The 15,444-nt window shown below is 70.3% G+C and carries 14 protein-coding genes; 6 read left to right on the top strand and 8 right to left on the bottom strand.

Going from position 1 to position 15,444, the window contains the following annotated elements; all coding sequences use genetic code 11:
• Window positions 1-47 precede the first annotated feature (47 nt).
• From LT988_RS17500 to LT988_RS17465, 8 genes are read right to left on the bottom strand one after another with little or no spacing between them, the layout of a single operon-like run.
• Entirely contained in the window at window positions 48-2,603 is a 2,556-nt protein-coding gene (locus LT988_RS17500) for a conjugal transfer protein TraG N-terminal domain-containing protein (RefSeq protein ID WP_232406815.1), read from the bottom strand.
• Between the two features lie 15 nt (window positions 2,604-2,618).
• Window positions 2,619-4,061 carry a conjugal transfer protein TraH gene (locus tag LT988_RS17495; RefSeq protein ID WP_232406814.1) on the bottom strand — a complete coding sequence of 481 codons (1,443 nt, stop codon included), beginning with the start codon at window positions 4,059-4,061 and terminating at the stop codon, window positions 2,619-2,621.
• Entirely contained in the window at window positions 4,058-5,059 is a 1,002-nt protein-coding gene (gene traF, locus LT988_RS17490) for a conjugal transfer protein TraF (protein ID WP_232406813.1), read from the bottom strand. Before traF ends, LT988_RS17495 begins: the two co-directional genes overlap by 4 nt.
• Window positions 5,043-5,651: a FlhC family transcriptional regulator gene (locus LT988_RS17485; RefSeq protein ID WP_232406812.1), complete on the bottom strand. Its 609-nt coding sequence runs from the start codon at window positions 5,649-5,651 to the stop codon at window positions 5,043-5,045. Before LT988_RS17485 ends, traF begins: the two co-directional genes overlap by 17 nt.
• The gene (locus tag LT988_RS17480; RefSeq protein ID WP_232406811.1) at window positions 5,648-5,962 is read right to left on the bottom strand and encodes a hypothetical protein; all 315 of its coding nucleotides are present in this window, start codon (window positions 5,960-5,962) and stop codon (window positions 5,648-5,650) included. Before LT988_RS17480 ends, LT988_RS17485 begins: the two co-directional genes overlap by 4 nt.
• Entirely contained in the window at window positions 5,947-7,077 is a 1,131-nt protein-coding gene (locus tag LT988_RS17475) for a transglycosylase SLT domain-containing protein (protein WP_232406810.1), read from the bottom strand. The genes LT988_RS17480 and LT988_RS17475 overlap by 16 nt, the downstream gene beginning before the upstream one ends.
• Window positions 7,070-7,339, bottom strand: coding sequence for a hypothetical protein (locus LT988_RS17470; protein ID WP_232406809.1), 270 nt, complete (start codon window positions 7,337-7,339; stop codon window positions 7,070-7,072). The genes LT988_RS17475 and LT988_RS17470 overlap by 8 nt, the downstream gene beginning before the upstream one ends.
• Window positions 7,329-8,336, bottom strand: a complete 1,008-nt coding sequence (locus tag LT988_RS17465; RefSeq protein WP_232406808.1) for a ParM/StbA family protein — start codon at window positions 8,334-8,336, stop codon at window positions 7,329-7,331. Before LT988_RS17465 ends, LT988_RS17470 begins: the two co-directional genes overlap by 11 nt.
• 856 nt (window positions 8,337-9,192) lie before the next feature.
• Between LT988_RS17465 and LT988_RS17460 the strand changes: the two genes are divergently transcribed.
• The 6 genes from LT988_RS17460 (at window position 9,193) to LT988_RS17435 (ending at window position 15,410) form a co-directional block, all read left to right on the top strand.
• Entirely contained in the window at window positions 9,193-9,441 is a 249-nt protein-coding gene (locus tag LT988_RS17460; protein WP_232406807.1) for a hypothetical protein, read from the top strand.
• 213 nt (window positions 9,442-9,654) lie between these two features.
• Window positions 9,655-10,227 carry a conjugative transfer protein MobI(A/C) gene (gene mobI, locus LT988_RS17455; RefSeq protein WP_232406806.1) on the top strand — a complete coding sequence of 191 codons (573 nt, stop codon included), beginning with the start codon at window positions 9,655-9,657 and terminating at the stop codon, window positions 10,225-10,227.
• An 81-nt stretch (window positions 10,228-10,308) separates the two neighbouring features.
• Window positions 10,309-12,540, top strand: coding sequence for a MobH family relaxase (gene mobH, locus LT988_RS17450; protein ID WP_232406805.1), 2,232 nt, complete (start codon window positions 10,309-10,311; stop codon window positions 12,538-12,540).
• A complete protein-coding gene (gene traD, locus LT988_RS17445) occupies window positions 12,537-14,357 on the top strand; it encodes a conjugative transfer system coupling protein TraD (protein WP_232406804.1) in 1,821 nt (606 codons plus the stop codon). The genes mobH and traD overlap by 4 nt, the downstream gene beginning before the upstream one ends.
• A gap of 8 nt (window positions 14,358-14,365) precedes the next feature.
• Window positions 14,366-14,752, top strand: coding sequence for a hypothetical protein (locus LT988_RS17440; protein ID WP_232406803.1), 387 nt, complete (start codon window positions 14,366-14,368; stop codon window positions 14,750-14,752).
• Window positions 14,742-15,410, top strand: a complete 669-nt coding sequence (locus LT988_RS17435) for a DUF4400 domain-containing protein (RefSeq protein WP_232406802.1) — start codon at window positions 14,742-14,744, stop codon at window positions 15,408-15,410. Before LT988_RS17440 ends, LT988_RS17435 begins: the two co-directional genes overlap by 11 nt.
• The last annotated feature ends 34 nt before the right edge of the window (window positions 15,411-15,444 follow it).

The following is a 15,444-nucleotide window of genomic DNA, read 5'->3' as shown; positions in this document are numbered from 1 at the left end:
TCCGATCAGCAGCGCGACACCGGCCGCCGCGCTCGCCGCGTCGCGGTTCAGATTCCGGGCGTAAGCCCATGAGCCCGAGACCGGAGAGTCGCGTGTCGCTCGTGAATCCGTCCGGGGGCTCCTGCCGCCGGACGGACTCGCTCCTTGGCGACGACCTGTTTTGGCCCCGGTTCGCCCCGCTCCGGGCCGCGCTGCGCCACGACGTGCGCCCGAGGGGCGCGGTCGGGCTGCGCACGGCCCTGCGACGAACGGCTCGACGGCGTGTCGGATGCGCTTTGCATACCGCCTTCGCGGCTTCGCGACCACGGCCGCTTCGCCACTGCGGCGGCACGCACGCGCCGACGCCTACCGGGGGCCGCTCGGCTTCGCTCCGCTCTCCATGCCTCGCGGAGTTGCTGGTGATCCCCGGTCAGATTGCGCCGGTCGATTTCCCGGTGCAGCCGATCCATGAGCTCCGGGTTGTTCGCGATCGCATTGCCGATCTCGGCGGCGCCGTAGGTGCCCATAGCGCCGTAGCGGCGCGCCAGCGACTGCTCGCGCTCCAGCGAACGCGAGGAGGAGACCACATCGGCTGCGTCCTTCTCCAACCGCGCGCTTTCGTCGCTGGAGAGCCGCTCCGCGAAGACGTTGCGACTGCCGGATTGGGAGTCGGCGCGGACCGATTCGGCAAGACGCGCCTCGAAGCCGGAATCGCCCGAAACACGGCGCGCGATATCGGCAGCCATCGTGTCGGCGAGTTTGACGTCGGTGATGTACTGGCTTCGGAGTTGGCTTGAGAGATCACCCGCGAGGGTGCCCTCGTCGCCGCCCGAGCGGCCCTTCGCTGCGATGGCTCCGGAGACGATACCCGCCATTTGCTGCGTGCTCATCCCGCTCTGCTCATACTTGTCCGTAAGCCCCCGCGCTTCGCTCATGATCGCGCGATCCGTCGCACTCCCTGTCGCCCCGTAGTCCCAGTTCATGGACCGTGAGGCAAAGGACTCGCCGGACCTCGACGCCGACGCACTCGCGGTGCCGGCCAGCGAGGAGGAGAACCGGGAGCTGGCCTGCTGCACCGCCTGCTCGCCGGAGCGCACGCTGTCCTGCATGGAGCGCCCGACATCCGCCGACCAGAGCACGGAATTGGCGTTCGGCGTCGTCGTGCCGGTGAGCGGGGCGTGGGTCTTGAGCGACCCCATCGACAAGGCGGCCGCGGGATTCACCGCATCGGGGCTCGCGATCTTCTCGTTGATGTGGTCCCCGCCTTGCAGGCGTCCGGCCAGATGGGTCGCGGTGACCGCCGAGCCGTAGATCAGCATCAAGGAGATCGCCGGCGTGCTCGCCGCGAGCATCCCGCCGACCCCGAGATAATCCGAGAGGATGAAGTCGAGCTTCCAGAGCGCGAAGATCGAGGGCAGCTCCAGGTTGCCCATCCCTGCATTGCGCAGGGCGTCGAGTTTGCCTTGGGTCGTCAGGATGACGTAGAGGTTGATCACGGCGAGGATCGGCTGCCAGAGCTGGATCCAGAGGCCGAACAGCAGGTACTTGCCGATCATCCGGATGCCGATGGTGCCGAGCCCCACGGCGAAGACCATCAGCGGGGAGACGGCGAACAGGAACGCCTCGAAGAAGGTCATCATGGGGCGCACGATGCGCGCGAACAGGGTCTCCTCGGCGGCCCATTGGGTGTTGCGCTGCTGGGCCGCCTGGGTGATGGTCGCGGCCGTTTCCCAGCGCCCGAGCTCCTCCCACACCTGCGCCTCGCCCTTGGGCAGGACGCTCGCCGCCACCGACATCACCATGTAATTCTGCGCGTCCACCCCGGCACCGGCGACGGCATCCAGAGCGGTCTGCACGGCGTTGTCCACCTCCCCGGCCTGCACGGCGAGGGTGGCGGCGAGCGAGCCGCGCAGCGCCGGCAGAAACTCGGTCGTCGTGTAGGCGGACAGATCCGCCCAGGCGTCGTCGCATTCCTTCACGGTCGGGGCCCCGCCCAACCACAGCTCCGTGGTCGGCATCGGATTGGCCACGGCCAGGGCGCCGGTCCAGCTCGGATCGCGCAGCACGCTGTCCAGGGAGCGCTGTCCGGTGTCCACGTCGTAGAGCACGCACTCGGCGATGTAGTTGACGAAGGAGCGCTCGATGTCCGCGCCCGGTGTCGGGCTGTTGGCCGCGCCGAGCCGCGCGCGCGAGAGGGTCCCCGCGCGCACGCTCTGCAGGATCTGCAGGGGTGCGGCGAAGCCGTAGTCGGTCATCGCGGGGGTGGAGAACGCCTGCTCGAAGAGCCGGGTGACGCCGTACCCCACCTGCGACAACGCCGAGCCCACGGCGGCCACGCCCAGGGGGACGTTGTCGACCCGGTGCACCGCTCCGGAATAGAGGTCCTCCACGCTCACCCGCGCGCTCGGACCGAACATGCCCAGGTAGATGACCAGCGCGATCAGCATCTGCTGGTACTGGGGGGCGCGCGCCTGCACCAGGCCCTGGAAGGTCACCAGGATGACGCCGATCAGGAAGCCGACCCCGGCGAGCTGGCTCATGTGGCCGGTGCCCATGAGCATGGCGACCGCATTGAGAACCGCCGCGAGGTAGGCGGCGTCGCCGATGGAATAGATTTCGAACATGGAAGCCTCCGTGCCTCAGCGCTGGTTGGGGGTGGACTCGGCCCGGCCCTTCACTTGGGCGGACAGGTCTTGGTAATAGGCGAGCAGGGTCTGGGCGTTGCCGTAGCGCTCGGCGAGTACGGCGTATTCGCGATACACCTGCTCGCGCGCGCTCTTGATCTGCTCGGCGACCTTGGCGGTGTAGGCGCTTCCACCCATCGCGAGTGCGTTCTCCGCGGCACGCAGCAGGTCGGACATGATCAGCTGGGCCATTTCCAGCGCGATCACCGGCGCGGCCTGCTTGGCGAAGATCCGCGCCAGGCCCGCGTCGTGGCGGGCGAGGTTGCGCAGTTGCGCCCCGATGCCGTTGGGGGCGAGCTCCATGAAGGCCTGCTCGCGGGCGGTCGGCGCGCTCGCGCCCAGACGAAACTTCTGCACCAGACCGACGCTGCCGGCGACGTTCGGATCGCCCAGCAACAGATGATCGGTGTGCTGCACCAACCCCACGGTCTGCGTATCGGCGATCACGCTCGGCGCCATGCAGCCGTTCACCGCCGTGTCGTTGCAGCTGTAGCGGCGCACGACATGGTTCACCGTGCTCTGACCGGGCCCGGTGTCCTCGTGCGCGCTGCTGCCCCAGAGCAGATCGCGCACGCTCATGAGGTTGCCCGGCAGCGGGGTGACCCGGAAGTTGTCCCCGGCCCCGTCGGGTGCGGGCTCGGGCGGACCGAGGATCACCGAGCCGGTCACGCTCATGATGGCTTCGAGCAGGGCATCGTCGCCGCCGACGAACCAGCCGGCCGCGCCCCGGCGTTTGAGCGCCTGCCAGACCAGGTTGCCCTGCAGATCGGCCTCGGCGCGCTGCTCGTCGGTCAGGTTGTTCGCGACCTGGTTCACCGGGCTCTCCCCGGAGGTCAGGCTGCGGGTCTCGAAGACGTCGCCGAAGCCCTTCACCATCGCCACCAGCGAGGTGTTGTCCTTGTGCTGCACGTCGAAGGCGCTCGCCACGTCGTTGACCAGACCCTTGGCGAGCTGACAGGAGTTGGCGTAGCCCTGATTGAGCGCCTGGAGCTTGCGCTGCAGCGACTCCATGACCTCCACACAGGTCGGGCACATGGCGGTCAGGGCGACCTCGAAGGCGTAGCCGGTCGCGTTCGCCGCGATCGAGCGCATCAGTTGTTGGAACTGATCCGCGGAGATGAAGCTGAAGGAGCCGGCGAACATGTCGATGCCGCCGCAGCCGGCCTCGAAGGACGGCGGCACCACGTGCCAGAGCGACTCGCTCATGAGGCGGTTGCGGTTCACGACCGACCCGCCCGAGAAGGCGCCGCGGCGCTGTCCCATGTGCGCGGAGGGGTTGGTGAGATTGACCATGCTGTCGAACATGACGCTCGACTGGGTGGCGATGCCGGCCGCCTCGGCGGCGGGCGTCGCCGTCGCGGCGATCAGGACAAGGGTCGGTGCGAATCGAATCTTCATCGGGGGGCCTGGCTGGTGTCGGTTCGGGTGTCGGGAAGGACAGTGGCGCGCAGGGCGTCGAGCAAGGCGCGCGGATCCTCGGGGAGTGCGGTGAGTGTCGCGGCAGCGCTGCCCCGCTCGGCCGGACCCGCTCGGAGACGGCTCGCCTCCGCCTCGCTGACCCAGCCGGCCTGGACGGCGGCGAGGACGATGCGATCGCGCAGCTGGGCGAGCGAGAGCAGTCCCTGGGCGATCGGGGCCACCGCGCCCTGGTCCGGGCGGGCGAGGAACATCGCCGGGGTGGAGATCACGCCCAGCGCCTCGGCCTGACCGCGGTCGATCTGGAATGCGGGAAACGTCCCGTCCGCGAGGCCCGCCCCGTCGATCGAGACCGCCAGCACCGCAAAACCGTAGCGCTGCGCGAGGGCCTCCAGGAGCGGGGCCTGCGCATCGCAATAGGGACAGTCCGAGCGGAAGAAGAACCAGAGCGCGGTCTCCCCGGCGAGGCGTTCGAGCAGCGCGTCGCCGGCGGCGCTCGCCTGCTTGTCGGCCAGGTTCGCCCCGAAGTTGGCGGTGGGTCGGCGGGTGATCTCGTCGAGGACGGGATCGCCCTGCACCACGCGCTCGGACACCCGGGCGAAGCGCGAGGACTTGTCCATCGCGATGCGTTGCAGGTGCAGGTAGACCGCCACGTTCTCGGGGGACGGATCGTCGATGGCGCGGTCGCGGTAGGTGTCCAGATGCTCCCGGAACCAGTGCGCGGAGAGCGGCGCCGGTTCGGGGGGCACTTCCGCGACAGGCTCGGACGGCGCCCACTCGGAGGGCTCGGGCTCGATGGGCGCACGCGGTGGCTCGGCGCTTGTCGGAGGCTCGACAGCAACCGGCAGCGGCGGCTCCCGATACCAGAACCAGCCCTCGGCATCGCGCGCATAGAAGCCGCCCGCGGATGCTGCGAGCGTCGGTCCCGTCGTCAGCGCGACCAGGAGGCCTGCAGCGATGGCGTCAGCGCGAGGTCGCATCGGGGTGTCCTGCTCGCCGAGGAGAGGCGCGTCCGCCGGCCCGCGCATACAGGGCGCACAACGGACAGCCGATCAGGATCGCGTCGCGCATGGCGATGTAGCGGGCCTCGCAGGACGGACACCAGGCGATCGCGGCGAGCCCGGCGCGCAGATCCCGCGCGACGATCCAGGCTTGGTTGATGCCCAGAACACCCGCATGCGGGCCGTCGATCAGCGCCAGGTAGAGCTCGTAGGCGCGTACCAGCCCTTGCGGGTCGATCATGCGCCCGATGGCACCGTCGCGACGGTGCTCGGCATAGACCACGCCGAAGAGCGAGGCCGCGGCATGCTCGGTGCGGGTGCGGATCATCGACCCGGCGCTGTCCGGCAGCGGACCGCGCGGCGGCGCCCGCCCGTGCAGCTGCCGATACCAACCCGCGAGGACCGTGCACTTCAGTCCGGTGGCCCAATGCACGACCCCGACCCTTGCGCCGTGCTTCAGCAAGGCGAGTGCAAGGGTCTCGGCGTCGTGCCGTGCAAGACGGGCATCCGGCACGCGTGCGGACAACGGCCCGAGGACCATCGGTCCGCCTTGCAAGGGATCGGTGCTCAACCCGCACCCCCGGCGGCACGCAGCGCCAGATGCAGATTGCGCAGGGCCGGCGGCACCTGCGCCCGGGCGAGCGGTGCGTCGAGGCTCGCGCGGAAGGTCACCACGGGTGCCTCGGCCAGATCCAGCACCGCCTCGAGCGTGGCGCCGGCGAGCCACTCGGCCAGTTCCGGGGTCACGCCGAAGAGTGTCGCGGCCACCTGCGGCGAGACCCGGGCGGCATCCCGTGCACCGATCCAATAGAGGCGATTGCAGCATCGCACGGTGTCCTGCAGGTCGGGGATTCCGGGGTACGGCATCAGGGCTGTCGGCATTGCAGATACTCCGATCGGGATTCGAGAACGCGGGGGACATAGGTGCGGGTCTCGCGATAGGGCGGGATGCGGTAGCCGTGCTTGATCACGGCGCCCTCCCCCGCGTTGTAGCCGGCGGCGACCAACGCGGGATCGCCGTCGAACATCCCGGCCAGGTCGCGCAGGTAACGCACCCCGGCGTCGATGTTTTGCTCGAGGTCGCGCGGATTCGCGCCGTAGCGGGCGGCCGTCGCCGGCATCAGCTGCATCACGCCGGTCGCGCCCTTCGGGGAGACTGCCGTCTGGCGGAACGCGCTTTCGCGCCGGGCGATGGCGAGCGCGAACGCGGGATCCACGCCGTGGCGACGTGCGGCGGCCTCCACGAGGGCGGCCACGGGTTGTTTGTCCGGGTCGATGCACCGGGCGTGATGGTGTGCAACAACGGTCCGAATGCGCGGGCCCTGTGCCGGAGCGCCGGAAGACGCGGGCGACGGCACGGCGGGCCGCTCTGAAGAGTGTTCGGGGTAGGGAACCGGAGACGGCGCGAACCCGCTGCCCGGCTCGCTCAGCGCCTCGGCGAGCGCGAGGATCCGCGCGCCGAGGGTCTCGGCAGCCGTCTCCGGCACGGCGCGATACTGACCGATCCCGCGCGCCGGGTTGCTCGGATAGGCGCGCAGGCCGACGGCGATCAGTGCGGCCCCGCGCGCGAGATTGCGCGCCGGATCGAGCAGCTCGGCCGGCGTGCCGCCGAACCACAGGTTGCGCACCGGCACGGCCAGGAGTCCGACGGCGAGGTCTGTCCTCCCGTCCGTCGACACGTCAGCCAAGGCGCGTTGCGCGTCCTCGCGGGTGGCGTAGTGCACGCGGCGCCCGTCCACGACCAGCGTCCAGGGCCACGGCGAGGCCTGACCGTTCGCAATCCGCCCGCTGGCCGAGAGGGCGGCGGCGTAGAGCAAACGTGGATCGATGCCGTGCGCCCGTGCCGGCTCGGCCCAGACGGGCGGCAACGGTGCTTGGGCGGGGCTCTCGGGCGTGCCGGCCGGTGCGCCGTCGATTGTTTCCGGCGCAGCCTGGACCGGCGCAGACATGGCCAGCACGCCGCACAGCACCCCGGCAAACCAGACGCCTCTAATCATCGACGCGCCCCAACCGACCGACGAGCCGATCCCGGCGCCGTTGCGCCGACGCCTCGGGGGGCGTCGACGGCGCCGGTGCGACCTTGGCGAGTGCGCCGGCGCCGCCCTTGATCGCCAACAACCCGACGGCGGCGAGGTGACGCAGCCGTGCGGCCCGCGAGCGCTTGGGCAGCTGCACGAGATCCTCCAGCAGCTCGGGCTGGGACGGGCCGATGTTGACCACGGCGCGCAGCAGTTCGCACGAGCGCGCCTCAGCCGGCATAACGATGAAACCCGCGCGCGTTGGCCGCGATCGGATCCGCGGCCACCACGACCGTCGCGCCCGGAAACAGCCCAGCCGCCGCGCGCACGTAGAGGCTTCCGCCGCCCCCGGCGATCAGCACGAGATCCACACTCGCGCTCTCGCGACGCAGGGATCGGCGCAGGCTCTCCAGGGCAACCGCGCAGACCGGACCGGCCGCGCGCCCGAGCAGGCTCGGCACCGACAGGCGATGTCCGGCCTGCAGCACATGCGCACGCCCGGCGCGCAGCGCGGCCTCCAGACCCAGCGGCTGGGGTTTGCCGCCCGCCTCGGCCGCGGCCTCCTGCGCGGCCCGCTCCAGCAGCACCGACATGGCCTCCAGGCTGGTGCCGCTGGCGCTGCGGCGCAGCTCCCCTTTGACGACGAGCGCCCAATCGAAGGAATAGAAGCCGGCGTCCAGCACGATGACGGTGCCGGTCTCGATGCGCTCGAGGATCTCCTCGTCCGTGGCGGTATAGACCAGATCGAGGTAGGCGCCGATCGGCTGCGGAACGACCCGCACCTCCCCGACCTCGAGGCTCGCCTCGCCCAGGCCGTGCCGCCCCGTCAGGAGGCGCTTCAGGCGCTCCCGACGGCGAGGGTCGCCGGCTTGGGTGACCGGCAACCCGGTCACGACCACGTCGATGGCGCGCTGCCCCGTCAGCTGCAGCGCGGCCAGGGCCAGGGCGTGGTAACTCGGGGTGGCCGGATAGTCTTCGTGCAGCGGGCGCTGCCAGTCCTCGAAGCGCTCGGGCTCGATCGCCGCTGCCCAGAGCACGCCGTCCAGATCGACCGGGACCGGCCGATCGGCGGCCGCGCCCGTCGCGCTCCCGGCCTCCACCTCCGCGCCGATGCGCTCGCCCAGACGCTCCCGCGGAGCGGCTCCGGCCGGGCGCACGATCAGTCTCGGCAGGTCTCCGCGAGGCCCTGCGGCAATCTTCACATTCGAATAGCCGATATCCAGTCCGACGACGTACATGGCTCCGCCCATTGGGTTCACACCGAATGCACGCGCGGTACACAAGCGCGCTTCACGCCGTCGCCGTCCCGATGCATTCCGATGACAAGGTTCACAAGAGGTCCGCAATCGGCGCACGAGAAGGCGACAGCGAACGCTCGGCATTCTTGGCGTCAAGGCGGTGCAATGCCAGCCGTTTAAATGACCGAAAACGGTGTCTTTCCGGGGGGCACTCGACGGATTGCGCGTGCTAACCTCCGGGCGCCGAACAGCAATGGAGAACGGCTGTCGATCGCGGGAAAGAGAAACAGACGCGACCCGATCATCGGATAGGTTTCGGAAATGAAACGGAATACCGATCGGTGAGAACGCGGCGTCCGCTTTTGCGGTTCTGCAGTGGAGAACAGGGATCCACGAATGAAACCCCGAGCAGCGTTTTGCGCCCTCCGGAGACACCCACCCGATGGATGAGCGAATACGAACGCCCGTCCCGAACGATCAGGGATCAACGCATGACACGACCGAACGGCAATACGGAAGACGAGAATGCGCTTGCGCCTTCCGATCGGGGGGAGAGCGACACCGCAAGCGTCCGAGCAACCACGGCACTGCCTGCCCTGACCGGAAGCTGCCCGCGGCAAGTGAGAACAGCGGGCGCTGTTTCACCAAAGATAAGAGGGTGCGAACGCCCGGCCGGCGTGCCGCCTGCCCACAGGCTCGAGGCAGCCTTTCGGGCAGGCTCGCTCGGCGCAACGGGCAGTGACGCCGAGGACGACGACGCCACCGAGGAGGATGCGGCGCCGAGTCATGTCGCGGAGGCGCTCGACGCCTGGATCGCGCGCAACCTGGCTGCCCTCCAAGAGCGCGCCGAGCAAGGATGCAGCGCCTTCGAGCAACGCCTGGCGGAGGCCGGTCGCGGACTTCCCCGCAGTGCCCCGGGCAGCGCCCGCTCGTGGAGGAGGCCGAGCAGGGATTCGGCGCCATCCGCGCCGCCGCGCGCCGCATCGCCGAGGTGCGCACCCGCTTTCGGGCCGCCGCCAAACGGTGCCGCAAGCTCGGTCTGGACGAAAACCCGAGCGGCGTTTTGCGCCGTCCGGCGACACCCACCCGATTGGCGCGCGAATAGGAACGCCCGTCCCGAACGATCAGGGATCAACCCATGACACGACGACATACGGAAGACCTGAACGAGGGGTTGCACTCTGCACGAGGAGAATGCGACGCGCCGACCGACCGAGCGACGACGGCACTGCCTGCCCTGACCGGAAGCTGCCCGCGGCAAGTGAGAACAGCGGGCGCTGTTTCACCAAAGATAAGAGGGTGCGAACGCCCGGCCGGCGTGCCGCCTGCCCACAGGCTCGAGGCAGCCTTCCGGGCAGGCCCGCCCGGCGCAACGGGCAGGGACGCCGAGGACGACGACGCCACCGAGGAGGATGCGGCACCGAGCGATATCGCGGAGGCGCTCGACGCCTGGATCGCGCGCAACCTGGCCGCCCTGCAGGAGCGCGCCGAGCAAGGATGCAGCGCCTTCGAGCAACGCCTGGCGGAGGCCGGTCGCGGACTGCCCCGCAGTGCCCGGGGTCGCATCGGCGTACGTGTGCGTCCGCAGCGGGCCGACCGCGCGACCCCCGGTGCCTTCTCCATCGAGTGGGTCACCTACCGCCATGTGCGCACCGCCTCGGGCGTCGTCTATCTGTCGGACTACATCCGCAAGGGCGACGGGGATCGCTACCCGAAGAGCGCCTTTCGCGGCATTGCACGGGACTGGCAGCGCCCGCTCGTGGAGGAGGCCGAGCAGGGATTCGGCGCCATCCGCGCCGCCGCGCGCCACCTCGCCGAAGTGCGCACCCGCTTTCGGGCCGCCGCCAAGCGGTGCCGCGAGCTGGGTCTGGTCGGCGACTCGGGGCCGTAGCGGGCGATCCGCCGCAAAGCAGACCCATCCGCGCGGTTATCGCCATGGCCGGGCGCATCCGCGACGGTGCAGGATGCCCCGATGACACTCTTCGATCTGTTTCGCCGCTCCAGGCCGGCCGCCCCGACGCCCGCACCGGGTACCGATACGATTCCCGAATCGCCCCCCGATCCGGACGAGGATCTGCTGCGCTACCCGCCCTTCATCAAGGGGCTGCCGGCCTCCGACGTGGACGCGCTGCTCGCCAAGCAAACGGAGTTGCTCCGCCGCCTCCAGGACGGCGTGGGCATGACCGACACGGATTACCGCCAGCTCGTCCTGCCGGTCGTGCGCCGCCTCGCCGCCTTCGTGCATCTGTTGCCCGCCTCCGAGGCCCATCATCACCGCGGCTCGGGCGGGTTGCTGCGCCATTCTCTGGAGGTGGGATTTCTCGCCTCCCAGGCGTCGATGCGCCACGTCTTCGCGCTGGATCGCGAGCCCAAGGACCGCTATCACCTGGAGCCGCGCTGGCGGGTCGCGAGCGGTCTGGCCGGGCTGCTGCACGACATCGGCAAGCCCGTTGCCGACCTGACGGTGTCGGATCGCGACGGCACCCTGACCTGGTGTCCGCATGAAGAGCCGCTGCTCGACTGGGCCCGCCGACACGGCCTGCAGCGCTACTACCTGCGCTGGCGCGAGACGCGCCGCCACAATGCCCATCTGCAGATGGGCACCTTGGTGGTGCACGCCATCCTTACCCCCGAGATCAAGACCTGGCTGAGTCGCGATCCGGCGATCCTCGCCAACCTGATCGCGGTCGTGGGCGGACAGGAGGAGACCTCGGTCGTGGGCACGGTGGTCGGCAACGCCGATCGGGCGAGCGTGGCGCGCGATCTGCGCGAGAACCGCATCGATCCCGACGCCTTCGCGCTCGGCGTGCCGGTGGACCGCTACCTGATCGACGCCATGCGCCGTCTGGTGCGCGACGGCACCTGGACGGTCAACACCCCCGGCGCGCGGCTGTGGATGCTCGCCGACGGGCTGCATGTGGTCTGGCCGCAAGGCGGCGAAGACATCGCCGGCCTGCTGGCGCGGGACAAGATTCCCGGTATCCCCAAGGCACCCGAGACCATCGCCGACATTCTGGTGGAGCGCGGGCATGTGACCACCTATCGCGAGGAGGAGCGCGACCGCTTCGACCGCCGCATCGCCCCGGCGCCGCTCGTGAAGGACGGCAAGCCGGTGCACTTGACGACGCTGCTGCTCGCCTCGCCCGAGCTGGTCTTCGCCGGGCATCCGGCGGCGCCGGTGGCGCGTTGGCAGGATGGTGCGACCTCCGGGCCCGTCCGGATCGAGGACCCGACCGAGCTCATCATGAGCGACGCCGATGCCGTCGATGCTCCCGACATCGACGGGGCTCGGGCCGCGCCGTTCGACCTGATCACCGAGACGGAGCAGATGGCCGGTCCGGACGCTACGGTGGCTGCGACGGCGTCACCGCCCCGACCGTGCGCCGATTCCGAGCCCGTGCCGGATGCTGCGGCCGAGGCTCGACCGCAGCCAAGGGCGGACGACCCCGCCTCCTCGGCCCGCAGCTGGCTCGCCGGCCGCGGCACCGGCGGCCTCGCCTTGATCACGCTGCTGCGGTCCATCGCGGACGGCGAACGCCCCGCCGAGATCCTCGCCCGTCACGATCGCCATCTGCTGATCCCCTACCCCGAGGGGTTGACGGCACTCGTCGTGCCCGGCATCGGGATGGAACCCGCCGACGTCCTGCACGCCTTGTGGGACGGCGGCCTGCTCGCGATCGATCCGCGCCGCCCGTTGCTGCGCGTGCGCGAGATCGACGGGCGGATGCGCGCGATGCTCACGGCGGAAGCCAGTGCCGTAGTGACGAGACTTCTCGATCGCCAGGTCGAGCCGTCGGTGGAGCCGCTGGTTGAGGTGCCGGACGACCGCGTCGCGACGGAGACGGATACGCCGAACGCGGACGGTCCGGGCGAGTCCGAAGCCACCGTCAACCCCTCCCGGCAGGTAGACGCGATCGAAGTGCCGGAGGCACCACCCGGCGCGACCTCCCTTGTACCCTCCGCGCCAAAACCGCAGCCACGCCGAAGCGCCGCACGCGCCTTCGCCGAGGACCTCGCGGCCCAGTGCCGGGGCGGGCGGGTGCCGACGACGGCGCTCTCGAACGGTCTGCTGATCGACCACGCCACCCTCGCGGCCCTGGCCGCCGAGCACCGCATCCCGCCCTCGAAACTGCTGCGGCGCCTCAAGCATCAGCCGGACTTAATCCCCGACACGCGCGGGATCGTTCTCGCGGGGCGCCCGTGAGCCCCTATGCCAATCCCTGGCGTCCGCTCTTCGAGTTGCCCGCCATGCTGCTGTGGACCGGCATCGCGGCCGCGTCCTGGGCCACCGCGGAGCTGTGGGATCTGCACGCGGCCTCTTTTCGGTGGCTCGGGGTCGGCAGTCTGGTGATGGCCTTGACCTGGCTGCCCGGCACCGTGCGCGGCATCAACCGGCGCGATTGGCTGCGTGGGCGCCCGCAGCAGTTCATCGACCCGCAGGTGTTTGCCGCGCGCGTGCCCTCCTGGCCGGGATTGCTGTGGATGGGCCGGGGGTTCGATTGGGAGGCACGACATGCGCAGGAGGCGCTGGATCTGATCCGGCTCGGAGCCGAGCGGTTCGCGCCGCGCGATCCGGCCCGTCTGGGTGCGACCTGGATCCACGGTCTCGGCGGAGCCGATGCGGAAGTGACCGTCCCGCTCGCCCACACCGAAGGCCACCTGCTGATCGTCGGGACCACCGGGTGCGGCAAGACCCGCCTGTTCGATCTCCTGGTCACCCAGGCGGTGCTGCGCGGGGATGCGGTGGTGATCCTCGACCCCAAGGGCGATCGGGGTCTGCGGGCCGCCGCCGAGCGCGCCTGTATGCTGGCCGGCACACCCGAACGCTTCGTCTCCTTTCATCCGGCCTTTCCCGCCGCTTCGGTGCGACTCGATCCGTTGCGCCACTTCCAGCGCGCCACCGAACTGGCGAGCCGGGTCGCCGCGCTGATCCCCTCGGAGACCGGCAACGATCCCTTCAAGGCATTCGGGCAGATGGCATTGAGCCATGCCGTGCACGGGCTGCTGGCCGTGGAGGAGCGCCCGACCCTGGTGACGCTGCGCCGCTATCTCGAAGGCGGTGCGGATGCCTTGGTCGAACGTGTCCTGCACCGCTACTTCGACACCCACTTGTCGCACTGGCAGGAGCATGCCGGCCCCTACCTCAACAAGGCCCGCGATGCCAATCGACGTGCACGGGGTCTGCTCGCCTTCTACCGCGAGCGCGTGCGCGGCGAGCATCCCTCGACCGTGATCGACGGACTCGGGGGCCTGCTCGAGCACGAGGCCGTGCACTTCGGCAAGATGGTCGCGAGCCTCATGCCGGTGATCGTGATGCTCACCTCCGGGCACCTGGAAGGTCTGCTCTCCCCCGACGAGACGGACGCGAACGATCCGCGTCGGGCGGCCTCGATCGGGGAGATCATCGCCCGGCGCGAGGTCCTCTACGTCGGTCTGGACAGTCTCTCCGACCCCATCGTGGGCAGTGCGATCGGCTCGATGCTGACCGCCGATCTGGCCGCGGTGGCGGGCTCCATCTACAACCACGAGGCGCACCCGCGCCCGACCGACATCTTCATCGACGAGGCCGCCGAGACGGTCTCCGACCCGCTGATCCAGCTCCTCAACAAGGGACGCGGGGCCGGGCTGCGTCTGACCATCGCCACCCAGACCTTCGCGGACTTCGCCGCGCGCATGGGTAGCGAGGAGAAGGCCCGCCAAGTGCTGGGCAACCTCAACGGACTGATCGCGATGCGCGTGATCGATGCGAAGACGCAGGAGTACATCGCCGAGAGTCTCCCGGCGGTGCGGCTCTGCACGGTGGTGAAGAGCCAGGGCTCCACGACCGCGAGCGACCGACCGCTGCTCTTCACCGGAAATGCCGGGGAGCGCCTCGACGAAGCCGAGGCGCCCTTGTTCCCGGCGGCGCTGCTCGGGGAGCTGCCCAACTTCGAGTACCTGGCCCGCTGGCCCGGCGGGCGCGTCTCCAAAGGCCGCCTGCCGATCCTCGGCGAGCCCCTGCCGCCAACGGGCGAACGGTGACGACGGGGATGCCACGCCCTCGCGATCCGACCAGTCGACTGGCGCTGTCGGGCCTGTCGCGGGCCGACGCCCGGACGCTGCGCACCCTGGAGTTGGAGTGGCCGGATGCCGTCGGGCTGATGGCGCGGGTCGCGCTGCTCGCCTGCCCGCCCGCGCCGTCCGCGGACGACCCTGCCGAACCCGCGCTGGCGATGGTGCGCGCGGGCATCGCCGCCTACCGTCGCGCCCGCGGCGACGGCGAGGACGATCCGGCGCGTTTCGCGGCCTTCGTCGACGGTATTACCCTCGCTCTGGCGCGCCGATACCAGTATTGCGTGGCGCGGTCGCTGACCGAGCCGCAGCGCCGAGTGCTTGCGCGGCGCGTGCCCCCGAGACATACGTCGCGTGTGGGATAGCCCGAGCACCAAAGAGGGTCGCGGCGTGTGGCTGTGGGCGGTCGCCTCCACCCTGCTGCTCTTCGTGCTCGAGCTCGTGCTGTTCGCCTCCTTCATCCCGAGCGATTGGGCGCACGGCGTCGAGCAGACCGAGCGGCGCGAACTCGTGGAGATCCTCGGGGCCGATGCGGCGCAGGCAATTGTGGCCCGCGGCGCGCGGTGGTACGAGACGCTCTTCGTGGAGACCGGCATCGCCCCCTGGACCTATCGACTGGTCGCGACCGGACCGGGCGTGGAATCCGGGTACGGCCTGGAGCCGATCGGCGCGAGTCCTGCCTGGGCTTGGCTGCGCGGACGCCTGGACGTGATTTGGGGCGCGTTCGCACAGGCCCTGCGCCGGTTCGCGCTGCTGCTGGCCTGGTGGCCGTTCATGGCGATCGTGCTGACGGCGGCGATCGGCGACGGCTGGCTGCGCCGTCGCATCCGGCAATACGGGTTCGTCTACGCCAGCCCGCTGGCGCATCACACCGCGCTGCGGATCCTGCTCGCGCTCTGGCTGATCGTCGGGCTGCTGCTGTTCGCGCCGATCGCGATGCCGGTCCTCGCGGTTCCGATACTCGGCGTCGCCTCGGCGCTGTGCGTGGCGTTCGTGGTGACCCATACGCAGAAGCAGCTCTGAACCGCGTCGGTCCTCGAAACCGCTGCGGGTGTCT

It is taken from the genome of Thiocapsa bogorovii, from assembly GCF_021228795.1.
Taxonomy (GTDB): Bacteria; Pseudomonadota; Gammaproteobacteria; order Chromatiales; family Chromatiaceae; genus Thiocapsa; species Thiocapsa bogorovii.
The sequence above is the reverse complement of the archived record's forward strand: the minus strand, read 5'-3'. Positions and strand labels throughout refer to the sequence as shown.